This is a genomic window from Tabrizicola sp. BL-A-41-H6 (assembly GCF_050632395.1).
GTDB lineage: Bacteria > Pseudomonadota > Alphaproteobacteria > Rhodobacterales > Rhodobacteraceae > JAUYQR01.
In genome coordinates, this window is record NZ_CP192600.1 from 2,224,702 (window position 1) to 2,245,463 (window position 20,762).

Sequence of the window (20,762 nt, forward strand, 5' to 3'; positions counted from 1 at the left end):
GTTGCCCCGCCTTTGCTTCTGTGGCAATACTGACCCAACCGAAAACCATACCGATGAGTTCAGAATGAGCGAATTCGCCACCCGCCGCGTGATGATGGTCGATACGCAGGTGCGACCGTCGGACGTGACGAAATTTCCTATCATCGATGCGATGCTGTCGGTCCCGCGAGAGGCCTATGTGCCGGGCGACAAGCGCGAGGCGGCCTATGTCGGGGAAAACCTGGACATTGGCGGGGGCAGGGTGGTGCTGGAGGCGCGGACGCTGGCCAAGATGCTGGACGCGCTGGACATTCAGCCGACCGAAATGGTGATGGATATCGGATGCGGGCTTGGCTATTCGGCGGCGGTGATCGCGCGGCTGGCCGACGCTGTGGTGGCGGTCGAAGAAGACGCAGCATTGGCTGCGGAGGCGCAGCGCCTGCTGTCGGTCGAAGGCGTGGACAATGCCGCCGTAGTGACCGGCCCGCTGGTGAAGGGCGCCCCCAAACATGCGCCCTATGACGTGATCACCATACAAGGCGGGGTCGATACAGTGCCGGATGCGCTGCTGACACAGTTGAAAGAAGGCGGCCGGATTGCAGCGCTGTTCATGGACGACGGTGTTGGCACCGCAAAGGTCGGCTACAAGATCGACGGCAGGATGACGTGGCGGCCGCTGTTCAACGCGTCCGCGCCGGTGCTGGACGGGTTTGCAGTGCAGCGTGGATTCACGCTTTAACTGTTACGCGCCTAGCTTGAGGTTGTTCGGCTGCGCGCTGGATTGGGCATTAGGCCCATAATGAAAGGGTGACAGGATGCGCATGTGGCTTCGGATGGCTGCGGTTGTGCTGGCGGGCGTGGCGGCGGCGCCGGTGGCGAACGCCGAGACGCTGGCAGACGCGCTGGTCGCTGCATACCGCAATTCCAACCTGCTTGACCAGAATCGCGCCGTTTTGCGGGCGGCGGACGAAGATGTTGCGCAGGCCCTGTCCAGCTTGCGTCCGGTGGTGCAGTTCACTGCACTGGGCGGATGGCGCAAAGCCGAACTGGATACAGCCCTCGGGGTCATCACGACGGAAGGGCTGAGTTCTTCGCTGCTCGTGAGCGCGCAGTTGACGCTGTTTGATTTCGGACGCAACGAACTGGGCATCGCGATTGCAAAGGAAAGCGTCCTGGCGACGCGTCAGGCGCTGATCGACGTCGAGCAGCAGGTGTTGCTTGCGGCGGTGCAGGCCTATGTGGATGTGCGGCGGGCTGAGGAAGTGGTGTCGCTGCAGCAAGCGAACTTCCGGCTGCTTACCGAGGAATTAGGTGCCGCGCAGGACCGGTTTGATGTGGGTGAGATCACCCGCACCGACGTGGCGATTGCCGAGTCACGGCTTGCGCAGTCGCGCGCAGGTTTGGCGTCTGCGGAAGGCCAGCTTATGGTGGCACGCGAGTCCTACAAGGCCGCGATCGGAGCCTATCCCGGGAAGTTGGCCGGGGTGCCATCGGCACCAAAGTTGCCGCGCACGTTGGCGGAGGCGCAATCGGTGGCGCTGAAGACACATCCGATACTGCTGCAGGCGCAGCATCTGGTGGCGATTGCTGAACGCCAGGTCGATTTTGCCAAAGCGGACCTGCTGCCGACCATTGGCGCACAAGCCTCTGTCAGCCGCGACAACGACGGGCTGGATGAGCAAACTGTGGGGATCGAACTGAACCAGACGCTGTATGCCGGCGGACGGCTGTCGTCGGTCTATCGTCAGGCGCTTGCCGGCAAGGACCGCGCTAGTGCGGAACTGCAGCAGACCGCGGTGCTTATCGCGCAGGGTGTCGGCGTATCCTGGGCCAATCTTGAGATATCGGCGGCGTCGATCGAGGCGACGACTCAACAGGTGGAGGCGGCGCGGACGGCCTTCGTCGGCGTGCGCGAGGAGGCGGCTGTTGGTGCCCGCACCACGCTGGACGTGCTGGACGCAGAGCAGGAGCTGCTGGACGCGCGCAATGCGCAGCTTGAAGCCATTGCGCAGAAATATATTGCCATCTATCAGGTGCTGTCGTCGTTGGGGCTTTTGACGGTGGACCACCTTCAGCTTGGCATTCCGACCTACGACCCGGAGGCCTATTACGACGCGGTCAAGAATGCCCCGTCGACGTCGCCGCAGGGCAAGAAGTTGGACCGCATCCTGAAGAAGATCGGGAACTGACCAGCAAGGTGACACAACCTTAGGTTTAGTATAGCCTTGTCATTGCCCAGTGTTAATCTGCCTCGGTATGTGATTATGTGAGCCCAAGAGGCAACAGGAACGGAATGCGCTGCGATGTCGGAACCGCTCAGCAACCATGAGATCGAGGATGTCTTGTCGTCGATTAGGCGGCTGGTTTCCACCGAGCCACGCTCTCGGACGCGCGATCTGGGCTTTGACAAGCTGCTTCTGACGCCCGCGCTGCGGGTGGTGCCGGATGTACCGCCGGAACCTCTGGTTCTGGCCGAGGCCGTGCGGGAGCCGGAGCCGGTTCCCGCCGAGGCGGAGGGCGGGGCAGAGATCTATCGTCTGGGCGTTGAAACCGACGTCGCGGCGGTGCCTGAGGTGGCAGCGCCGGATGCGCCGGAGCCAGTTGCAGAGGTGGCACTTGATCCTATGGCGGAGCTGGAGCTTGTAGCGGAGCCTTTGCCCGAGCTTGCTGCTGTGCCCGAGCTTGTCGCTGTGCCTGAGCTTGTGGCGAAGCCCGAGCCTGAGCCTGTGGCGGAGCCCGAGCTTGTTGCTGTGCCTGAGTTTGTGGCGGAGCCTGAGCCTGTGGCCGCGTTTGCGACCCAAAGGTTTGCGACCACTGAGGTGGTCGAGCCGGTGGCAGAGACCGTGGCCGAACCGGAGGTTCAGGCCGTGGCCGAAGCTGTTGCTGAACCGGTCGACCAGACCGCTGCGGCGATTCATGCGGCACTTGCCGAGCCGGTCGCGGATGCGGATGCTGCGGCACCGCTGCCGACGTTTGAGGGTGAGGCGGCCCCCGAACCGCGGGCAAGCGCGTGGGAGCAGTCGGCCAATCTGACAAACTCGCCCGGGCAGGCTGCGGCGACGCTGCACCTGATCGACGCCGAGTGGGAAGACGAAATCTGGGAAGAACCGGAGCCGACGCTTGCCGAGCTTGCCGAAGAGGTAGAGGACGCCGAACTGGTGGCCGAAGGCGCAGACATGCAATTGTCGCCCGAGGAGGACTTGCCGGAAGAGCCGGTGCCGTTCTTCGCGCACCCTCGCAGCCGGGCGGCAGCTGAACCGACGCCCGTTGCAGATGTGCCGCCGGTCGTTGAGGCAAAAGCTGCTACGGCCGTGGTTGCCGAGCCGGTGGTTGCCGGGCCGTTGGAAGCTGAGCGAGTGGCCGCTGAGCCGGTGGTCGCCGAGCCCGTGGTAGCTGAGCCGTTGGTAGCTGACCCCGTGGTAGCTGAGCCGGTGGTCGCCGAGCCGAGCATGGCCGAGGCTGTCATCGCGCAGGCGGAACCGGTCGCAGAGACGAGCGCCAGTGACGTTGGCTCTGGCAGCGATGAGTTGGCGCTGGCGATCCAGGCCGAAGAGGCCGAGGGGACCGACCTTGAGCCGGGCTACGCGATGGTGGACGAGGACGTGTTGAACGAGATCGTGCGTGACCTGATCCGCGAGGAATTGCAGGGCGCGCTTGGCGAGCGGATCACCCGCAACGTGCGCAAGCTGGTGCGGGCCGAGATCAACCGGGCGCTGGCCTCACGTCCCTACGAGTGACCCTCGCGGACGCCAGCCAATCCAAGGCATGAGCCAACAAAAAAACGCGCCAAAGCTGGCGCGTTTGCTTTTGCTTCGGTGTTTCCGAAGGATCAGGCGGCTTCTGCCTGTTCGGCTTCCATCGCGTGGCGGCGTTCGGATTCTTCGCGGCTGAGTGCTACCGAAGTGCGCACGCCTTTCGAGACGAACTCCATCAGACCCTTCACGACACGTTCGTTCGGGTCGATGCCGGCACAGGACAACACTTCGCGCCCGTCGCGCGACCGCGCCCAGCGGGCGATCTGGTCAGGCCCGTTGCCGTACTTTTTGTCATCCGCGATCGCGTCGTCCAGAGCAGCCAGAACCACGGCGGCAAAAAGCTTGCGTGCGCGCTGACCCTGTTCGAAGTTGAATGCGGTGCTGTCGATGGTATCGAGCATCGGGTTTCCTTTTTTCTTGCTCTTGTCTTCTGCTGCGTCCTGCGCTTGTAACGATTTGAACACGATTCGGCCCTTCATCTTTGGAATGACTGCCATGCGCGTAGTGCATGGCTCGGAGCCGGTCTTACTGCATTTAGTCGTCTTGCCAGGGGCTAACCGCGTAGATATAGGGGCGGTTCCCAATTCTTCAACTTTTGTACAAGGTTTGGCCACAATGCCGAAGATAAATGGAAACGAGATCCGTCCCGGGACGATCATCGAACACGACGGCGGGTTGTGGGCCTCGGTGAAGGTCAACCACGTCAAGCCGGGCAAGGGCGGGGCCTTCGCGCAGGTCGAGTTGAAGAACCTGCGGGACGGTCGCAAGTTGAACGAGCGGTTCCGGTCTGAAGACAAGGTCGAGCAGGTCGAGCTTGAGATGAAGGACCAGCAGTTCCTTTATGAAAACGACGGGCGGCTGGTGTTCATGGACAGCCAGACCTACGAGCAGATCGAACTGGACGCGGACCTTCTGGGCGAGCGGCGGCCGTTCCTGCAGGATGGCATGACCGTGTCGGTGCAGTATTTCGGTGACGAGCCGTTGAACGTGACGATCCCGCAGAAAGTCACCTGCCGCGTGGTCGAGACCGAGCCGGTGCAGAACGGCCAGACCGCCAGCAAATCCTACAAGCCTGCGGTGCTGGACAATGGCGTGCGGATCATGGTGCCGCCGTTCATCAACGTCGACGAGGTCATCATCGTGCATACTGAACTGATGGAATATTCCGAACGCGCCTGAGGCGGGTCAGATTTGAGAACGGGGCCGCCGTTGGGCGGCCTTTTTCATGCGCGCCAGATTTCAGGCGCGCCAGAGGCGGGCGGTGCCGGCGCGCATCTCGCCCGTTGCCTGATCGAAGCGCAGCTGCGCGATGGCATGGCCGCCGCTTTGGGTAAACAGCGTGCCGACGGTCTTTTCCCCGGCGGTGATCTCGCTGCCCAAGGGGGCGGAGCCTTCGACCCGAACGCGCGCGAGACCTTTGCGCAGGTCGGTCTTGTGCTTCATCCGGGCGGTGACTTCCTGACCGACGTAGCAGCCCTTGCGGAAATCGACGCCGTGCAGCCGTTCGAACCCGGCCTCGAGGATATAGGTGTCATCGGGGATGAGCTCGATCCCGGTTTCGGGGATCAGGTGCTCGACGCGGATAGCGTCCCAGTCGATGACGGGGGCGCTGCCTTCGGTGGCGCTATAGGCGCGCCAGCCGAGGGCGGGGTGGCGCGGGTCTGGGAAAGCGTCTGCGGGCGGCGTGCCGAGGCCGCGCCGGACGAACAGGGGTGAGGGCGCGATCTGCACGTCGGCGCGCAGGCGGTACATCGTAAGGCGCCTTAGCGTGGCCGGGGCGAGGGCTGTGGCGATGTCGATCAGCACCGGGCCGTCGATCGGGCGAATGACGAAGAAATCGGCCAGATATTTGCCCTGCGGTGTGAGGAGTGCGGCCCAGAGAAGACCGGGGGCCGCCTCGAGCGGGCGCATGTCGTTGGACACGAGGCCTTGCAGAAAGTGCAGGGCGTCGGTGCCGGTCAATTGCCAGAGGGTGCGGTCGGGTGCGGCTTCGCCTGTCATGCGGCTAGGTATAGGGCGCGTGGCGGGGGGAAGGAAAGGGTCACTCGCGCAGTTGCAGGTCGTGAAGCTGGGCGTAGAGGCCGCCCTTGGCCAGAAGGTCGGCATGGGTGCCTTCTTCGGCGACGCGGCCCTTGTCGAGGACGATGATCTTGTGGGCGTCCCTTACCGTCGACAGGCGGTGCGCGATGACGAGGGTGGTGCGGCCCGATTGCGCGCGGGCGAGGGCCGCGGAGACGGCGGCTTCGGTTCGGGTGTCGAGCGCGGAGGTCGCCTCATCCAGCAACAGCACCGGCGCGTCGGCAAGCAGTGCGCGGGCAATGGCGATGCGCTGGCGCTGGCCGCCGGACAGGGCCGAGCCGCGCGGGCCTGCGGGGGTTTCGAGGCCAAGCGGCAGGCTGTCGATGAAGCTGGACACCTCGGCATCCCCGAGGGCCGTGGCGAGGCGGTCGTCGATCAGGTCGTTGCGCCCGAGGGTCAGGTTTTCGCGCAGGGTTTCGTCGAAAAGTGCGGCGTCCTGCGACACGCTGGCCAAAAGGCCGCGCTGGTCGGGCAGGGTCATGCCCGCAGTATCGACGCCGCCGATCAGGATGCGGCCGGAGGCGGGTTCGGCCAGCGCCGAAATCAGCTGGAAGATCGTGCTCTTGCCTGCCCCGGATGCGCCTACAAGTGCGGTGACGCGACCCGCTTCGGCGGTGAAGCTGACGCCGTTCAGCACCGGCCGGTCGGGGTAGGCGAAGACAACATCTTCGAACCGGACCTCGGGCGGGCCGGGCGGTGGCAGGGCGACACTGACCGCCGGGCGGTGGCTTTCGGATGGTGTGTCGAGGAGGGAATAGACCCGTTCAAGGCTGGCCGAGGCGATCTGCCAGACGCCGGCAAGTTCGCTGAGTCGGCGGATCGGCTGAAAGGTCAGCGCCATCGCGGTGAAGAAGGCCATGAATTCGCCCGTGGTGCGGGTGCCTTCGGCGACCTCGCGCCCGCCAAGCATCAGCACCGCGAAGAACCCGATGCCGGTGACGATGTCGACAAGCCCCGGCATCATGGCGCGGCCGACGGCAGATTTCACCTCGGCACGCACGATGCGGCGGACGATGCCGCTGAAGCGGCCCGACTGGTAGTCTTCCATCCGGTTCAGCTTGACCGCCTGGATGCCGTGAAAGATCTCGTCCAGCCGGGTGGCGCGCAGGCCGGATTGTTCGCGCATCAGCATGGTCTTGCGGCGGATATAGCGTTGCAGGCCAAGCGCCGGCAGCAAAAGGAGCGGTGTGCCGATCAAGGCGGCCAGCGTCCACCACGGGTCGATGTTGATGGCCACCACGAAGAGGCTGGCGAGGGCGACGAAATCGCGCCCGACGCCGGTGATGACCATTGTTGCTGCACCCTGCGCGGCCATCGTGTCGCCTTGCACGCGGTCGATCAGGCTGCCCGGTGGGTGGGTCTGGAAGAACGAGGCATCAAGCGTAAGTAGGTGGCGCACGAGATCGGTCTGCATCGCGGCGGCGGCGTTCTGGTTGACCTTGGTCAGGAGCCAGCGGCCAGTGACCGAGGTCACCGCGCGGGTGACAAAAAGGCCGAGGATCGCGGCGCCCACGCCAAGAAGGGCTGCCTGCCCGCCAGAGGCGAAAACCTTGTCGAAGAGCGGTTCGATCATGTAGCTGAGCAGGCCGAGCGTCGAGCCTTCGACGACCATCAGCACGAAGGCCACCAGCATCAGGGGCAGGTAGGGGCTCAGATAGCTGCGCCAAAAGCGGGCCAGAAGCTCGCGGGAACGGTAGGTGCGGGCGGGTTGCAACGGGACCGGGCCTTTCTGGCGACGCCACACGGGTCTAGCTGGAATGGAGGTGCGCCTCAAGCCGTGCCGTCCGAGGCGCCCCGTCCGAGGTGCCCCGGTGGTGGGCTGGCACGTGTCTGGCAAACGTATGGCAGGTTCGGCTGGCCTGCGATTGACGCGCCCCGCGGGGAGGCATAGCCATGGCGGGTCAGCGATGGAGTATCTGCATGAGCCTTGCCCACGGCCGCCCGTACCTTGCCATTCCCGGCCCCTCGACTATGCCCGACCGGGTGTTGCAGGCGATGCACCGGGGGTCGCCAAATATCTACGAGGGCGGGTTGATCGAGTTGGTCGCCGGGCTGTGGCCCGACCTGCGGCGCGTGGCAGGCACGGCGGCGCATGTGGCGATGTACATCGGCAACGGTCATGCGGCATGGGAGGCCGCGAACGCCAACCTGTTCAGCCGGGGCGATAAGGCTCTGGCTCTGGCGGTGGGGCAGTTTGGCCTGTCATGGGCCAACAGCGTGCGGGCGATGGGGGTGGACGTCGAGGTGCTGGATTTCGGCAAGGCCGTGGCACCGGACATGGGCCGGGTCGAGGCGGCGTTGCGGGCCGACACGGGGCATAAGATCAAGGCGGTGCTGACGACGCAGGTCGACACCGCGAGTTCGGTCAAGACCGACATTCCGGCCCTGCGCGCGGCGATGGACGCGGCGGGGCATTCCGCATTGCTGGCGGTGGATTGCATCGCATCGCTTGGCTGTGACGAATACCGGATGGACGAGTGGGGCGTCGATGTCACGGTGGCCGCCAGCCAGAAGGGCTTGATGACGCCGCCCGGGCTGGCCTTCGTGTGGTTTTCGGAAAATGCGCGGCAACGCTGCAAGGGCGGCGATCTGGCGACGCCCTATTGGGCATGGGGCCCACGCGCCGAGCCGGTGGAGTTCTGGCAATACTGGGACGGCACCGCGCCGACGCATCACCTTTACGGGCTGCGCGAGGCGCTGGACATGATCAACGAGGAAGGCCTGGCGCAGGTCTGGCACCGGCACCGGGTGTTGGCGGGGGCGGTCTGGGCTGCGTTTGATGCCTGGGGCGCGGGCAATCCGGCGATCGCGATGAACGTGGCCGATCCGGGCGCGCGGGGTTGGTCGGTGACGGCGGCCCGGATGGGCGCGCCGCACGCGACGCGGCTGCGGACGTGGACGGAAAAGCAGGCGGGCGTGACGCTGGGGATCGGCCTTGGCATGGCCTCGTCGGATGACCCGGCCTATCACGGCTTTCTGCGGGTGGCGCATATGGGGCATGTGAACGCGCACATGACGCTGGGCGCGCTGGCCGTGATGGAGGCGGGGATGATCGCGCTGGACATTCCGCACGGGCAGGGCGCCTTGGCGGCGGCGGCGAAGGTGGTCGCGGCGGGGGCCTGATCTACAAGACCCGGACATCCGCCCGACGTTCAGCCTGGCGTTGCCGGTGCGCGGCGTGCTGTTCGCGCACCGAGATATAGACTGCCGACGCGATCAGGATGGTCACGCCAAGCACCGTCCAGCCAACTGGCAGATCGCCGAAGAACCACCAGCCGAGCAGCGTAGCCATGATGATTTCGGTGAAGGCGAGGGGGGCCAGAAGCGAGGCCTCGGCGTGTTCATAGGCGCGGGTGATGAGGTTGTGCGCGAAGGTGGCGATCACGCCGAGGGCCGCGAACATCAGCCATTGTTGCGGGGAGGGCGTGGTCCAGACGAAGGGCAGCGCCAGCGTCATCAGGACCGCGCCAAGCGCCGAGGTCTGGAAAGTGAGCACCATCGCGTCCGACTGGCCGGCGATGTGGCGGGTCATCACGAAATAGCTGCCGAGCGCCACGCCGGACACCAGCGCGTAAAGCGTGCCGGGGTTCAGGTTGACAAGGCCGGGACGGATGATGATCAGTGTGCCGATGAATCCGACCATGACCGCAGTCCAACGCCGTGGCCCGACCTTTTCCCCAAGGATAAGCGCGGACAGCACCACGATCACCAGCGGGTTGACAAAGAAGATCGCCAGTGCATCGGCGATCGGCAGATGTTTCAGCGCGGTGAAGAACGAGAAGGTGGCGGTGAAGAGAAGCGCCGCCCGGACGATGTGGTGGAGCGGCCTTGCTGGCCGGAACGCGTGCACCCCGTCGGCCCGCAGCGCAAAGGGCAAGGTCAGGAGCGCCCCGAAAAGCGCGCGCGCCCAGACGATCATCAGGATCGGCATCCCCGCCTGTCCGAGGAATTTTGCCAGCACGTCGATCGTGGGCAGGATCGCCATCGCGGTCAGGATGAGCGCGATGCCGACGAGCGGGCGGGCGGGGGACGATCGGGGCATCAAAGGCCAGCCGACTGGCCCGGTGGCGGGCCGCCGGTGGTTTCACACCCCCGGACCCCCGTGGGATAATTGGGCAAAGAGGAAGGCGAAATTTGAGTCAATTTGTCCGCGTAGGGTGTTCGTCTTCGAGGTGGATGCGGATGATTTCGTCGAAGTCCTGTTCGGCGCGAAAGCCGAGGGCGCGGGCGCGGGACGCCTCGAACGCTTCGGCCCAGGGTTCGACGATCGCCGCGATGGCGGAGTCGGGGGCATGGGTGATGAGGTCGACGGCCTTCTGGCCTGCAACGCGGCGCAGCGCCTCGATCATTTCGGCCACTGAGGCGGAGAGGCCGGGCATGGTGAGGGCGCGGTCGGGGCCGATCTCGGCCGGGGTGAGGCTGGCCGCGCGCAGGAAGTAGCGGATGGCGGCGCGGGGGCTTGCGAACCAGTGGCGCAAGGTGTCGCGCACCGGCAGCGTGGCGCGCAGGCCTGCAAGGGGTTCGCGCAGGATCGAAGAGTAAAAGCCCGAGGCGGCGCGGTTCGGGGTGCCGGGGCGGATGCAGATGGTGGGCAGGCGAATCGCGATGCCATCGAAAAAGCCGCGGCGGCTGTAATCGGTGATCAGAAGTTCCGTCATCGCCTTTTGCGTGCCGTAGCTGGTGCGCGGGGTCAGGTGGAAATCGTCGGGGATCACCTTCGGGAACGGCGCGCCGTAGACCGCGAGCGACGAGGCGAACACCAGTTTCGGGTGGTAATCGGCGATTGCTGCGATGGCATCGAAGAGGGCGCGGGAGGCATCGAGGTTGGTAGCGTAGCCTTTGGCGAAATCCGCCTCCGCCTCGCCCGAGACGACGGCGGCGAGGTGGAAGATCAGGTCGGGGCGGTGTTTCAGCAGCGTTGTCGCGGCCGCAGGGTCGGTGAGGTTGAGCGCCAGCGAGGTGGCGCCGGGCACCTGCGCCGGAGTGATGACATCGACGAGGGTCAGCCGGGTGAAAGGCAGCGCGCCTGCGGTGATTGCGGCGGTCAGCTTGCGGCCGATCATGCCGGCCGCCCCGAGGATGAGAATGTGCATGTTGGCCCCCTTTGCGCGCCGACAGGATCACAAAGGGAGCCGAAGGCCAAGCAGGATCAGCCGCCGTTCTTGGCCAGCCAGTCCTGCATCCATTTGATTTCGGCCTCTTGCGCCGCGATGATCTTTTCGGCGAAGGCCTTCACCTCGGGGTCTTGTCCGTGTTCCAGCACGATGCGCGCCATGTCGACCGCGCCTTGATGATGTGGGATCATGCCGCGAAGGAAATCGACGTCGGGATTGCCCGAGTAGTCGATCTCCATGTCGCCGTGCATCTTCATGTTGGCTTCCATGAAGGCCATGGTGGCGGGGCTTTCGTCGCCCGACATCATGTGGCCCGAATGGTCGGTCTCTTGCGCGACGAGCGGGAGGGCGAGGGTGGCGGCGGCGAGGCCGGCAAGGATGAAGCTGCGAGGGGTCATGCGAATCTCCTGCGTTACGGATGGGCATTGATTGCCGGCTTCCCACGCTGGGAAGGCAAGTCACCAGCGCGTGAGTCTGCCCGATAATAGGGCGTTCTGCGACAGTGGACATGCATTGTGCGCGGGCAGGCTCTTCACCCCGGCGGCGGCGGGGCGTATGGTTGGGGAGTTCGCAACCGAAATCGGCGCAGAAATGTCCTGTCTGGCAAGCCGGCGACCCGTCGTCGGGATCATCGGCAACAGCTACATGATGAATGACCGCTATCCGGTGCATTCCGGTGGCACGATGAATTCGGCCGCCGTGGCCGAGGTGGCGGGCTGCCTGCCGCTCATCATTCCGTCCGACCCGCGCTTTGTCAGTGTGGCGGAGCTTCTGGAGCTGTGCGACGGGTTCCTGCTGACTGGTGGGCGGCCGAATGTGCACCCGAGCGAGTATGGCGAGGAAGAAACCCCGGCGCATGGTTTTTTCGACCGTGGGCGCGATGCGGTGACGCTGCCGCTGGTGCGCGCCTGCGTCGAGCGCGGGCAGCCGTTTCTGGGCATCTGCCGGGGATTTCAGGAAGTGAACGTGGCGATGGGCGGCACGCTTCACCCCGAGATCCGCGACCTGCCAGGACGAATGAACCATCGGATGCCGCCGGATGGCACCTTGGAGGAGCAGTTCGCGTTGCGCCATGCGGTAAAGCTGGCACGGGGCGGCGTGTTCCACCGTTTGTTCGGAGCGGAAGAGGTAATGACCAACACCCTGCACGGGCAGGGGATCGCCACGCCCGGCAGCCGGATCGTCATTGACGGTTGGGCGCCGGACGGCACACCCGAGGCGATCTATGTCGACGGCGCGCCAGGGTTCACCCTGTCGGTGCAATGGCACCCGGAATGGAACGCAAGTTCCGACCCGGTGTCACGGCCGCTGTTCCGGGCCTTTGGCGAGGCGGCGGCCGCCTGGGCCGGGCGCAGCACAACACCCGCCCTGAAACGCGCCTGAACTTTCCCCTTCCTGAAATATCCCCCGCGCGGAGCGCAACGGAGACAAGCGGCCCTTGGCCGCGCCGGCGACCTTCAAACCATGCGGCGGCACGCCGCTCCTCAAGATCAGAGCGGGCGGAGTTTCAGGCGGGTGATGCGATTTTCGCGCCGGGTGACGACTTCGATGCGGAAACCGTGGAAGCTGAATACCTGCCCCTCGGTGGGGATCATCTGGGCCTCGTGGATCACGAGACCGGCGATGGTGTTCGCCTCGCCATCCGGCAAACGCCAATCCGTCGCGCGGTTGAGGTCACGGATCGTCATCGCGCCGTCGATCAGGAAGCTGCCGTCCTCGGACCGCACCAGATGAGAGTCCTTCAGGACGACATCGAACTCGTCGGTGATCTCGCCGACGATTTCCTCAAGGATGTCTTCCAGCGTGATCAGGCCCTGTAACGAGCCGTATTCATCGACCACCAGCGCGAAATGCGTGCGGCGGGCAAGGAACTCGCGCATCTGTTCGTCAAGCGAGGTGGTGTCGGGAATGAAGTAGGGCTTCATCGCGACCTTGACGATGTCGAGTGTCTGGATACCGGCGGTGGACTCGGCTCCGCGCACCAGACGGTCCACCTCGCGCAGGAGGTCCTTGGCGTGGACGACGCCGAGGATGTTGTCGTCGCTGCCCTGAAACACCGGCAGACGGGTGTGGGGCGAGGCGAGGACCTGGGTGATGATGTCGTCGGGGGTCTGGGCGGCGTCGATCATCTCGATCTGGCGTCGGTGGCGCATGATCTCGTCCACCGTGCGGTGGCTGAGGTCGAGCGCGCCAAGCAGGCGGTCCCGGCTTTCTTTTTCGACCGCACCTTCGGAATGGCCAAGCGCGATTGCGCCGGCGATTTCCTCGCGCAAGGCCAGCATCTGGCCGCCGGGGTCGGCGTTGATGCCGAACAGCCGAAGGATGCCGCGCGCGCTGGCGCCCGCAATGCGTACGATCGGGGCGAACACCGCAACCAGAGGACGCACGACAAGCGCGGTGCTTGTTGCGACCGTTTCGGGAAGCGTGAGGGCAAGCGCCTTGGGCAGGAAATCGGCGAACACCAGAAGGATTGCGGCAACCCCGAGGACGGCGACGACTATGCCCGACGGTCCGAGCAGCCGCAGGGCAAGCACCGTGGCAAGCGCGGTCGCGACGACGCTGACAACAGTTGACCCAAGGAAAAGCGCGCCGATTGTCCGTTCACGGTTGTCGGTCAGGCGAAGGGCGTGGCGCGCGCCGTGCGACCCCTTGTCGGCCAGCGCCTTCAGCTTGCCGCGCGAGACCGCCGACAGCGCCGTGGCGGCGCCTGCTACGATCGCAGCCAGCACGACCAGTACGATGATCGCGGCAAGGTTGGCCCAGAAGGCCGTGTCGAAGGCTGCGGTCATCGGGCGTCCATCATCAGGGGCAGGTCAGCGTTTGCGGGCAAGGGGGTGGTGGTTCAGCACGAGGTCCTTAAGGTGGTCGTCAAGGACATGGGTATAAATCTCGGTCGTGGCCAGATCGGCGTGGCCGAGAAGCGTCTGGATCACGCGCAGGTCGGCCCCCCCGGCCAGAAGGTGGGTGGCGAAGGCGTGGCGCAGGGTGTGCGGTGTCACGCGGGCGGGGTCGATGCCGGCAAGGGCGGCTACATCCTTGACCATCAGGTGGAAATGCTGCCGCGTCATGTGGCCGGCGGCACCGGGGCCGGGGAACAGGTATTTGGAGGCGGGTTTGCCGGCCTTGCGCGCGGCGTCGTCATCGCGGTCGCGCTGTGCCAGCCAGTCGACCAGCGCGCTGCGGGCCGGGGTGGAAAGGGGCACCATCCGCTCCTTGTCGCCCTTGCCCCGCACGAGGATCATGCGCGGGTCGCCGCGAACGGCAGCGACAGGCAGGGTGACAAGTTCGGATACCCGCATTCCTGTGGCGTAGAGGAGCTCAAAGAGCGCGCGGTTGCGCAGCCGGTCGGCCGGTGTGCGGCCCTTGCTGGCAGCGGCGTCGAGCAGGCGAGTCACATCGTCGGCCGACAGGGTTTTGGGCAGGCGCTGCACCTTGCCGGGGCCAGAGATGCGCAAGGCTGGGTTGTCGCTGCGCCAGCCTTCGTCGAAGGCAAAGCGGTAAAGCTGGCGGATCGAGGACAGGCGGCGCGCGCGGGTGGCCTTTGCCAACCCCTGCGCGTCGCAATGCACAAGGTAGGCCTCGACCTTTGCGCGGTCGGCGGTCGCAAGGCTGCTGCCCTGCCGGTCAAGCCAGCCGGTGAAATCCAGAAGGTCGCGGCCGTAGGCAAGCCGGGTGTTCCGCGCGGCCCCAAGGTCGGCTGCCTGCGCATCGAGAAAGGTGGAAATCCAGCGGTCGCTTTCCGCCTTGGACCGGGGCTCGGGCATGTGGTCAGCCGCGACGTTCAAGGGTCATAAGTTCAAGCGCGGTGCGGCGGGCGACGTCTTCCAGCCCGACAAGGCGGAGGAGCGACAGGCCCTCGCTGACGCCGCGAAGGTCGCCTTGCACGCCGCGAGCGATGTTTTCCACTGCGACAAGGATCGCTTCGCCGGGGCGGTTGCCATCCATCAGCGCCTTGGCCTCGGTCGAGGCGACGGGGGCGGTGAAGGCCGAGGCGATGGCACGGCCAAGGCTGTCGGGCGCGGTGACGCCTTGCACCTCGCCCTTGGCGATGGCGATCAGGAAGGCTTCGGTCAGGTCGGCAGGGGTGCGGCTGCGGGCGAAGGTTTCGTACTGTGGCGCCAGCAGCGCCACGCGGAACGCGATGCGGGCGGCGTCTCCGGTCAGGGAGAGCGTGCCGAGCGCCTTGCCGTATAGAAGCGCGAAGGGCACTTCCAGCTCCACCTCCTGCATCCGCGCCCAGACCGGCGGAAGGGCGGCGGCGATGCGGGCTGTGTCGCCCGAGGCCAGCGCCGCGTCGAAGTTCTGGAACGCGATCACCCGGTCCCACACCCCGCCCGAGGCCGCAGCCTCGCGTTCCGTGTATAGCCCGAGAATGACGTTTGGCGGGATGGTGCCGCCGCGGGTCAGGCGTTCGGCAGCCTCGATCTGCGCCTTCCAGCCCGATTGCGGGCCAAGTTCGGCGTAGGAAAACGCCAGTGGCAGACCGCTGGTGGAAAGCGGTTCGCCGATCGCCTCGAACATCTTCCAGTCCAGCGGGGTGACAGGTTTCGGTGGCGGTGGCGGCGGTTCGCCTTCGAAAAGGTCGGGGTCGAGGAAGCGGGCCAGAAGATGCGCCTGATTGGCGTCAATCTCGTTCAACGCCTCGGCCGAACGGAGGGTCAGGGCGGCGGCATCCCAGTCGCCCGAGCGGGCGAGGCAGAAGATGCGGGCCTGGATTGTGGGGGCAAGGTTCGGCGAGGACCGCATCCGTTCGCAGGCGCGATCCTCGGCCCCGGTCAAAAGCGCCACGTCGAAGGACCGGCGGAACATTTCGGGCGTGGTGGCGCCGACAGCGTCGATCAGGGCGGCGGCCTGTTCCAGTGCGCCGAGCGCCAGCAGCTTGTCGATCCGCGCCAGCAGAAGATCGCCGCGACCGCCGGAATCGACCGGGGCTTCCAGTTCGGCAAGCAGAAGGGTCAGGAACAACTGGCGCAGCGCGGGCAGGGTTTCCACCTGTTCGGCTGTTAGCCGCTCGGCGATCTCGACCGTCAGGCCGGCGCCCCACAGCTTGCGCGGCAGCCCCGAGACGGCGGTCGTGATCAGGCCGACGCTGTCGGGCGAGGGGCCGTCGAGGGTGGAGGTGGCGACGGGTTCGGGAAGTGCGCCGCCATCTGCGACGGGTGGTTCGTCAAGCAGGCCGGGCGTGGCCGAGGGTGCCGCCGCCGAGGCCGGGGTGGTTACCGATCGCGACAGCCAGTCGATTGCGGACAGCGGCGCATCGCCCTGGGCCAAGGCACCTGACGGCAACAGGAAAATTCCGCAAGAGACCACCCCCGCGAGCAGAGCACCACAAGTGGTTGGAAGGCGCGTCTCAATCGCCGGCATCGAGCACCACGGGTTTGGTCACATCACCCTGAGGCGGCGCGAGGTCGGCAAGATAGGCAAAGCCGACCAATCCGATGAAGCCGACAATGACGAGAAGCACCAACAGTTTGATCACGCGTCCCATCAGCGGTGCCTCCTTCTGCCCAGCCGCTTCATCATGGCGGTTGTTGCGAATGTATATAGCATTCGGCAAGACTTCACGCCATTCAGGGATGATTATTTCCCTTCGGCGGGGCTTTGCCGCAGGGAAGCCGGTATGTGCAGGGTCGCGATGGGCCAATTGGCGAAGACAGTGGTGATGGTGGGGATGATGGGGGCCGGGAAGACGGCCGTCGGAACCGCGCTCGCCCGGGTTCTTGGGGTCGAGTTCCGCGACAGCGACGAAGAGATCGTACGCGCCGCCGACCGCAGCATCGCCGAAATCTTCGAGCGCGACGGCGAGACATTCTTTCGTGCCCGCGAGACCGAAGTGATCGCGCGGCTTTTGCGCGGCGAGCCTTGCGTGCTGTCGACCGGGGGCGGGGCGTTTCTGTCGGAAGCGAACCGCAGGCTGATTCACGAGGCGGGAGTTTCGGTCTGGCTGCGGGCCGACCTTGATCTGCTGTGGCAGCGGGTGCGCCACAAGACGACGCGCCCATTGCTGCGAACGGCGAACCCGCGCGAAACCCTGCGGGCGCTTTACGTTGCCCGGCTGCCCTTTTATGCCGAGGCCGATCTGGTGGTGGACGCCAGCCCCGAAATTTCGGTCGAAGACATGGCCGCGCGGGTTGTCACCGCGTTGAAGACGCGGCCGGATGTGCTGGAGGACTAAGGTTTGAACAGGGTTGCGGTTGACCTCGGGGAGCGGTCCTACGAGGTGCGAATCGGTGCGGGCCTGATTGACCGCGCGGGGGCCGAGATTGCGCCCTTGCTGGCGCGGCGGCGGGTCGTGGTGGTGACGGACGCAACTGTTGCCAAGGCGCATCTGGCGCGGCTGGAGGCTGCATTCGCGGTCGAAGGCATTGCGGTCGCGTCGCTGGCACTGCCGCCGGGTGAAGGCACCAAGGGCTGGCCGGAGTTTTCGCGCACTGTCGAATGGTTGCTGGAACAGAAGGTCGAGCGGCGCGATGTGGTCGTGGCCTTCGGCGGCGGGGTGATCGGCGATCTGGTCGGCTTTGCCGCGGCCGTGCTGCGCCGGGGAGTGCGGTTCGTGCAACTGCCGACGACGCTGCTGGCGCAGGTCGACAGTTCGGTTGGCGGCAAGACCGGGATCAACACCGCACAGGGCAAGAACCTTGTCGGCGCGTTTCACCAGCCGTCGCTGGTGCTGGCGGATATCGCGGTGCTGGACAGTCTGCCAGCGCGGGATTTCCTTTCGGGTTACGGCGAGGTGGTGAAATACGGGCTGCTGGGGGATGCCGCTTTCTTTGATTGGCTGGAGGTCAATGGCCCGGCAATGCGCGCCGGCGACCGGGATGCGCGGCTTCATGCGGTGACGCGGTCGGTCGAGATGAAGGCCGGGATTGTTTCGCGCGACGAAACAGAAGAGGGCGAAAGGGCGCTATTGAACCTTGGCCACACCTTCTGTCACGCGCTGGAAAAGGCGACGGGGTATTCCGACCGCCTGCTGCACGGCGAAGGCGTGGCGATCGGCTGCGCGCTGGCGTTCGAGCTGTCGTCGCGGCTGGGCCTGTGTTCGCAGGAAGAACCCAGCCGGGTGCGCGCGCATCTGAAAGCAATGGGGATGCGCGTGGACCTTGCGGACATTCCGGGCGATCTGCCGGGGGCAGAGGCGCTGTTGGCGCTGATGGGGCAGGACAAGAAGGTGATCGACGGGCGGCTGCGCTTTATTCTGGCGCGCGGCATCGGCAGCGCCTTCGTGGCCGAGGACGTGCCTATGGATGCGGTGCGGGGGCTTTTGGCCGACGCGCTGGCGGGGCGGTAAGCGTCAGGCCAAGGCGGCGTTGATCGGGCGAACCTGGGCGTAAAGCTGCTGCCAGATGGCAAAACGCCGGTCTGCCATCGCCTTGGCCGCGGGATCGGGCTCGAACACCCGGTCGGTGCGGATCATTGCTGCGGCGGCCTGCGCCAGATCGGGCAGGATGTCGGAACCGACGCCAGCCATGACGGCCGCACCAAGTGCGCCGGGATCGCGCCCCTCCACCCGCAGGAACGGGAGGCCGAACACGTCGGCGCGGATCTGGCACCAGCGGTCGGACGCCGCACCGCCTCCGCCGGTCTGGATCTGGCCGGGGATCATGCCTGCCGAGCGCTGCAGCGCCTCCATCGCGAGACGGGCAGAGAAGGCGACGCCTTCCATCACCGCCGTCACCAATTCGGCAGGGCCGGTGGCGGTGGTGAGGCCCGCGAAGGTGCCGCGCGCCGATGCGTCCCAAAGGGGCGCGCGTTCACCCTGCAGGTGCGGCAGGAAGAGCGGGCTTTGCGCCGTGATCGGCGCTGCGTCCAGCGACGCGGCATCGCGACCGAGCAGCCGTGCAACCCAGTCGAGCGAGGCGCCGCCCGCTTGGGTGGGTGCGGCGTGCAGGGTGATTCCGCGCCAGGCGGGAAACGTGATGACGCCGGGTTCGCCGGAGATGTCGGGGCTGATCAGGCCGAGGACTTCGGAGGTGCCGGAAAGATACATCGCCTGACCTTGCGATGCGACGCCGATGCCGAAAAGGCTGGCCCAGGCATCCATCACGCCGGTCACGACGGGCAGGCCGGCGAAGGGCAGGCCGGGCAGCACGGTGCCGGCGACGCTGAGCGGGTCGCACAGCGGCGGCAGGCGTTTCAGCGCGCCGGGCAGAAGGGCGATGAGGGGCTTGGCATACTGCAGGGCGGGCGTGACTAGGCCGACCGCCGAGATCGGATCGGACCCGACCCGGCCGGTCAGCCGCGCGACGAGGAAGTCGCGCGGCAACAGGACATGCGCCGTTGCCGCCCAGATTGCGGGGTGATGGCGTTTCATCCAGGCCATGCGGGCCAGCGCGTGGCTGGCGTCGATCGGGATCGGCGCGCCGAGCCAGTCAGTCTTTTGCGCGGCTGTGACCTTGCCGTCGAGGCGGGCCGCCTCGGCTTCGGCGCGACCGTCCTGCCAGACGATTGCGGGGTGGAGGGGTGCGAGGCCCGCGTCGGTGAAGACATGGGTATTGACCTGGCTGGTCAGGCAGATCGCCGCGGCGTGCGCCGCCTCGGGCCGGTCGGCAAAGCCGGTCAGCGCGGCGAGGACGAGGCGAAACCAGTCGTCGGGTGATTGTTCCACCAACGCAGGGCCGGGGCGATGGGTGGGGTAGGTGGCGGTGAAATCCGCCAGCCGCTGGCCTGTCGCCGTAAGCATTACCGCCTTGACCGAGGTGGTGCCCACGTCGATGCCGATGAGGACCGCGTCTTGCATGATCACTCTCTCCCGTAATCTGCTGGACGAGGCAACTGTGGCCTGACAGAGTTCGCAGCGCAACCGGATAAGACCGGTCGGTTCCTTGGGGGAGACAGAGACGATGGCACTGACATTCACCCGCCGCGCGGCGGTGGGACTTGGGTTCGTGGCAAGTGTGGCATTTGCCGGTGCGGCGGCGGCGGAAGGCGAGAAGATCGCGGTGATCACGCCCTACCTCGCGCAGCCCGGCACGCAGTTTTACGTCGAGGCGTTTCAGGCGCGGGCGGGCGAGCTTGGCTGGGAGGTCAACGTCATCGACACCGCCGGGGACGTGGCGGCGGTGATCAGCCGGATGGAGGACGTGGTCAACCAGGGCGTCGATGCGATCGTGCTGAACGTCGATCCGGCGCAGGTTGGGGCGGGGCTTGATGCGGCGGCGGCGGCGAACATTCCGGTGTTCGGGATGGATGCCGGGGCGGATGCACGGATCAAGGCCAACATCACCTCGAACGGCTATGCGATGGCTGCGGAGACGGCGGTCTATGTGGCCAACCGGATCGGTGGCGCGGGCAATGTGGTGATGTTCACCTTTGATCCGTTCCCGCCGGTGCAGGTGCGTGGCGTGATCGCGGACGCGGTCTTTGGCAATTACCCCGACATCAAGGTGCTGGACCGGATCACGCCTGATGTGGCCGATGGCGGCATAGCGGATGCGCGGGCCAAGATGGAGGCGGTGCTGGCCGCCAACCCGGAACCCGGCAGCATCAAGGCGGTCTGGGCGGCATGGGACCAGCCCGCTCTGGGGGCATTGCAGGCCATCGAGGCGGCCGGTCGGCAGGGTGAGGGCATCGTGATTACCGGGATCGACGCCAACCCGCAGGCGCGAGACGAGATTGCCAAGGGCGGCAACTTCGAAGCCTCGGTCGCGCAGGACTTTGCCGGGATCGGGCGCACCACGGCTGACACCGTGGCCCGCGTACTGGGCGGCGAGACGCTGAAGGCCAACGTGATCTATGTTCCAACGAAGCTGATCACGGCGGCGAATGCGGCAGAGTGAACGGCTGCCGGAGGCACTGGCTGTGATGCCGGAGCCTCCGGCGGGGATATTTTTGCAAA

At 66.1% G+C, this 20,762-nt stretch carries 20 protein-coding genes; 9 read left to right on the top strand and 11 right to left on the bottom strand.

Features of this window, described 5'->3' with window-relative positions:
• The first annotated feature begins 64 nt into the window (after positions 1-64).
• The 3 genes from ACROUL_RS10890 to ACROUL_RS10900 all read left to right on the top strand — a co-directional run bounded on the left by ACROUL_RS10890 (position 65) and on the right by ACROUL_RS10900 (position 3,716).
• On the top strand, positions 65-718 hold the full coding sequence (locus ACROUL_RS10890; RefSeq protein ID WP_431299507.1) for a protein-L-isoaspartate O-methyltransferase family protein: 654 nt from the start codon (positions 65-67) through the stop codon (positions 716-718).
• A gap of 94 nt (positions 719-812) precedes the next feature.
• On the top strand, positions 813-2,168 hold the full coding sequence (locus tag ACROUL_RS10895) for a TolC family outer membrane protein (RefSeq protein WP_431301287.1): 1,356 nt from the start codon (positions 813-815) through the stop codon (positions 2,166-2,168).
• A gap of 114 nt (positions 2,169-2,282) precedes the next feature.
• Positions 2,283-3,716, top strand: coding sequence for a hypothetical protein (locus ACROUL_RS10900; RefSeq protein ID WP_431299508.1), 1,434 nt, complete (start codon positions 2,283-2,285; stop codon positions 3,714-3,716).
• Positions 3,717-3,808: 92 nt separating this feature from the next.
• Here ACROUL_RS10900 and ACROUL_RS10905 read toward each other — a convergent pair whose 3' ends face one another.
• Positions 3,809-4,135, bottom strand: coding sequence for a DUF6280 family protein (locus ACROUL_RS10905; protein ID WP_305571636.1), 327 nt, complete (start codon positions 4,133-4,135; stop codon positions 3,809-3,811).
• A gap of 214 nt (positions 4,136-4,349) precedes the next feature.
• Here ACROUL_RS10905 and efp point away from each other — a divergent pair, with 214 nt between their 5' ends.
• Positions 4,350-4,913, top strand: a complete 564-nt coding sequence (efp, locus tag ACROUL_RS10910; protein ID WP_431299509.1) for an elongation factor P — start codon at positions 4,350-4,352, stop codon at positions 4,911-4,913.
• Between the two features lie 60 nt (positions 4,914-4,973).
• Here efp and ACROUL_RS10915 read toward each other — a convergent pair whose 3' ends face one another.
• Positions 4,974-5,735 carry a YgfZ/GcvT domain-containing protein gene (locus ACROUL_RS10915; protein ID WP_431299510.1) on the bottom strand — a complete coding sequence of 254 codons (762 nt, stop codon included), beginning with the start codon at positions 5,733-5,735 and terminating at the stop codon, positions 4,974-4,976.
• Positions 5,736-5,775: 40 nt separating this feature from the next.
• Positions 5,776-7,446 carry an ABC transporter ATP-binding protein gene (locus ACROUL_RS10920; RefSeq protein WP_431301288.1) on the bottom strand — a complete coding sequence of 557 codons (1,671 nt, stop codon included), beginning with the start codon at positions 7,444-7,446 and terminating at the stop codon, positions 5,776-5,778.
• Between the two features lie 287 nt (positions 7,447-7,733).
• Here ACROUL_RS10920 and ACROUL_RS10925 point away from each other — a divergent pair, with 287 nt between their 5' ends.
• Positions 7,734-8,936, top strand: coding sequence for a pyridoxal-phosphate-dependent aminotransferase family protein (locus tag ACROUL_RS10925; RefSeq protein ID WP_431299511.1), 1,203 nt, complete (start codon positions 7,734-7,736; stop codon positions 8,934-8,936).
• A 1-nt stretch (position 8,937) separates the two neighbouring features.
• Here ACROUL_RS10925 and ACROUL_RS10930 read toward each other — a convergent pair whose 3' ends face one another.
• From ACROUL_RS10930 to copM, 3 genes are all read right to left on the bottom strand, one after another.
• On the bottom strand, positions 8,938-9,855 hold the full coding sequence (locus ACROUL_RS10930) for a DMT family transporter (RefSeq protein WP_431299512.1): 918 nt from the start codon (positions 9,853-9,855) through the stop codon (positions 8,938-8,940).
• A 97-nt stretch (positions 9,856-9,952) separates the two neighbouring features.
• Positions 9,953-10,906 (bottom strand): D-erythronate dehydrogenase, encoded by a 954-nt coding sequence (denD, locus tag ACROUL_RS10935; protein WP_431299513.1) that lies wholly within the window; start codon positions 10,904-10,906, stop codon positions 9,953-9,955.
• 56 nt (positions 10,907-10,962) lie between these two features.
• Entirely contained in the window at positions 10,963-11,325 is a 363-nt protein-coding gene (gene copM / locus ACROUL_RS10940) for a CopM family metallochaperone (RefSeq protein WP_431299514.1), read from the bottom strand.
• A 157-nt stretch (positions 11,326-11,482) separates the two neighbouring features.
• Here copM and ACROUL_RS10945 point away from each other — a divergent pair, with 157 nt between their 5' ends.
• Positions 11,483-12,310, top strand: a complete 828-nt coding sequence (locus ACROUL_RS10945) for a gamma-glutamyl-gamma-aminobutyrate hydrolase family protein (protein ID WP_431299515.1) — start codon at positions 11,483-11,485, stop codon at positions 12,308-12,310.
• 107 nt (positions 12,311-12,417) lie between these two features.
• Here the strand turns inward: ACROUL_RS10945 and ACROUL_RS10950 are convergent, their stop codons facing one another.
• The 4 genes from ACROUL_RS10950 to ACROUL_RS10965 form a co-directional block, all read right to left on the bottom strand.
• On the bottom strand, positions 12,418-13,716 hold the full coding sequence (locus ACROUL_RS10950) for an HlyC/CorC family transporter (protein WP_431299516.1): 1,299 nt from the start codon (positions 13,714-13,716) through the stop codon (positions 12,418-12,420).
• A gap of 24 nt (positions 13,717-13,740) precedes the next feature.
• Positions 13,741-14,691 carry a site-specific tyrosine recombinase XerD gene (locus tag ACROUL_RS10955; protein ID WP_431299517.1) on the bottom strand — a complete coding sequence of 317 codons (951 nt, stop codon included), beginning with the start codon at positions 14,689-14,691 and terminating at the stop codon, positions 13,741-13,743.
• A 4-nt stretch (positions 14,692-14,695) separates the two neighbouring features.
• Positions 14,696-16,213, bottom strand: a complete 1,518-nt coding sequence (locus ACROUL_RS10960; RefSeq protein ID WP_431299518.1) for a hypothetical protein — start codon at positions 16,211-16,213, stop codon at positions 14,696-14,698.
• A gap of 64 nt (positions 16,214-16,277) precedes the next feature.
• Positions 16,278-16,415: a hypothetical protein gene (locus ACROUL_RS10965; RefSeq protein ID WP_431299519.1), complete on the bottom strand. Its 138-nt coding sequence runs from the start codon at positions 16,413-16,415 to the stop codon at positions 16,278-16,280.
• A 147-nt stretch (positions 16,416-16,562) separates the two neighbouring features.
• On the opposite strand from ACROUL_RS10965, the gene ACROUL_RS10970 reads away from it, so the two are divergent.
• Positions 16,563-17,102 (top strand): shikimate kinase, encoded by a 540-nt coding sequence (locus tag ACROUL_RS10970; RefSeq protein ID WP_431301289.1) that lies wholly within the window; start codon positions 16,563-16,565, stop codon positions 17,100-17,102.
• Between the two features lie 3 nt (positions 17,103-17,105).
• Positions 17,106-18,215 carry a 3-dehydroquinate synthase gene (gene aroB, locus ACROUL_RS10975; RefSeq protein ID WP_431299520.1) on the top strand — a complete coding sequence of 370 codons (1,110 nt, stop codon included), beginning with the start codon at positions 17,106-17,108 and terminating at the stop codon, positions 18,213-18,215.
• Positions 18,216-18,218: 3 nt separating this feature from the next.
• Here aroB and ACROUL_RS10980 read toward each other — a convergent pair whose 3' ends face one another.
• Positions 18,219-19,664: a xylulokinase gene (locus tag ACROUL_RS10980; RefSeq protein WP_431299521.1), complete on the bottom strand. Its 1,446-nt coding sequence runs from the start codon at positions 19,662-19,664 to the stop codon at positions 18,219-18,221.
• A 103-nt stretch (positions 19,665-19,767) separates the two neighbouring features.
• Here ACROUL_RS10980 and ACROUL_RS10985 point away from each other — a divergent pair, with 103 nt between their 5' ends.
• Entirely contained in the window at positions 19,768-20,703 is a 936-nt protein-coding gene (locus ACROUL_RS10985; protein ID WP_431299522.1) for a substrate-binding domain-containing protein, read from the top strand.
• Positions 20,704-20,762 lie beyond the last annotated feature (59 nt).

Bases quoted from the DNA above. Each gene is read 5' to 3' on its own strand.
- ACROUL_RS10980 (WP_431299521.1), bottom strand. From the start codon at position 19,664: ATGCAAGACGCGGTCCTCATCGGCATCGACGTGGGCACCACCTCGGTC.
- ACROUL_RS10945 (WP_431299515.1), top strand. From the start codon at position 11,483: ATGGTTGGGGAGTTCGCAACCGAAATCGGCGCAGAAATGTCCTGTCTG.
- ACROUL_RS10925 (WP_431299511.1), top strand. From the start codon at position 7,734: ATGAGCCTTGCCCACGGCCGCCCGTACCTTGCCATTCCCGGCCCCTCG.
- ACROUL_RS10890 (WP_431299507.1), top strand. From the start codon at position 65: ATGAGCGAATTCGCCACCCGCCGCGTGATGATGGTCGATACGCAGGTG.
- ACROUL_RS10970 (WP_431301289.1), top strand. From the start codon at position 16,563: ATGGGCCAATTGGCGAAGACAGTGGTGATGGTGGGGATGATGGGGGCC.
- ACROUL_RS10895 (WP_431301287.1), top strand. From the start codon at position 813: ATGGCTGCGGTTGTGCTGGCGGGCGTGGCGGCGGCGCCGGTGGCGAAC.
- ACROUL_RS10955 (WP_431299517.1), bottom strand. From the start codon at position 14,691: ATGCCCGAGCCCCGGTCCAAGGCGGAAAGCGACCGCTGGATTTCCACC.
- ACROUL_RS10905 (WP_305571636.1), bottom strand. From the start codon at position 4,135: ATGCTCGATACCATCGACAGCACCGCATTCAACTTCGAACAGGGTCAG.
- ACROUL_RS10930 (WP_431299512.1), bottom strand. From the start codon at position 9,855: ATGCCCCGATCGTCCCCCGCCCGCCCGCTCGTCGGCATCGCGCTCATC.
- ACROUL_RS10920 (WP_431301288.1), bottom strand. From the start codon at position 7,446: ATGCTGGTGGCCTTCGTGCTGATGGTCGTCGAAGGCTCGACGCTCGGC.
- copM (WP_431299514.1), bottom strand. From the start codon at position 11,325: ATGACCCCTCGCAGCTTCATCCTTGCCGGCCTCGCCGCCGCCACCCTC.
- ACROUL_RS10985 (WP_431299522.1), top strand. From the start codon at position 19,768: ATGGCACTGACATTCACCCGCCGCGCGGCGGTGGGACTTGGGTTCGTG.
- ACROUL_RS10900 (WP_431299508.1), top strand. From the start codon at position 2,283: ATGTCGGAACCGCTCAGCAACCATGAGATCGAGGATGTCTTGTCGTCG.
- denD (WP_431299513.1), bottom strand. From the start codon at position 10,906: ATGCACATTCTCATCCTCGGGGCGGCCGGCATGATCGGCCGCAAGCTG.
- ACROUL_RS10950 (WP_431299516.1), bottom strand. From the start codon at position 13,716: ATGACCGCAGCCTTCGACACGGCCTTCTGGGCCAACCTTGCCGCGATC.
- ACROUL_RS10965 (WP_431299519.1), bottom strand. From the start codon at position 16,415: ATGGGACGCGTGATCAAACTGTTGGTGCTTCTCGTCATTGTCGGCTTC.
- efp (WP_431299509.1), top strand. From the start codon at position 4,350: ATGCCGAAGATAAATGGAAACGAGATCCGTCCCGGGACGATCATCGAA.
- ACROUL_RS10915 (WP_431299510.1), bottom strand. From the start codon at position 5,735: ATGACAGGCGAAGCCGCACCCGACCGCACCCTCTGGCAATTGACCGGC.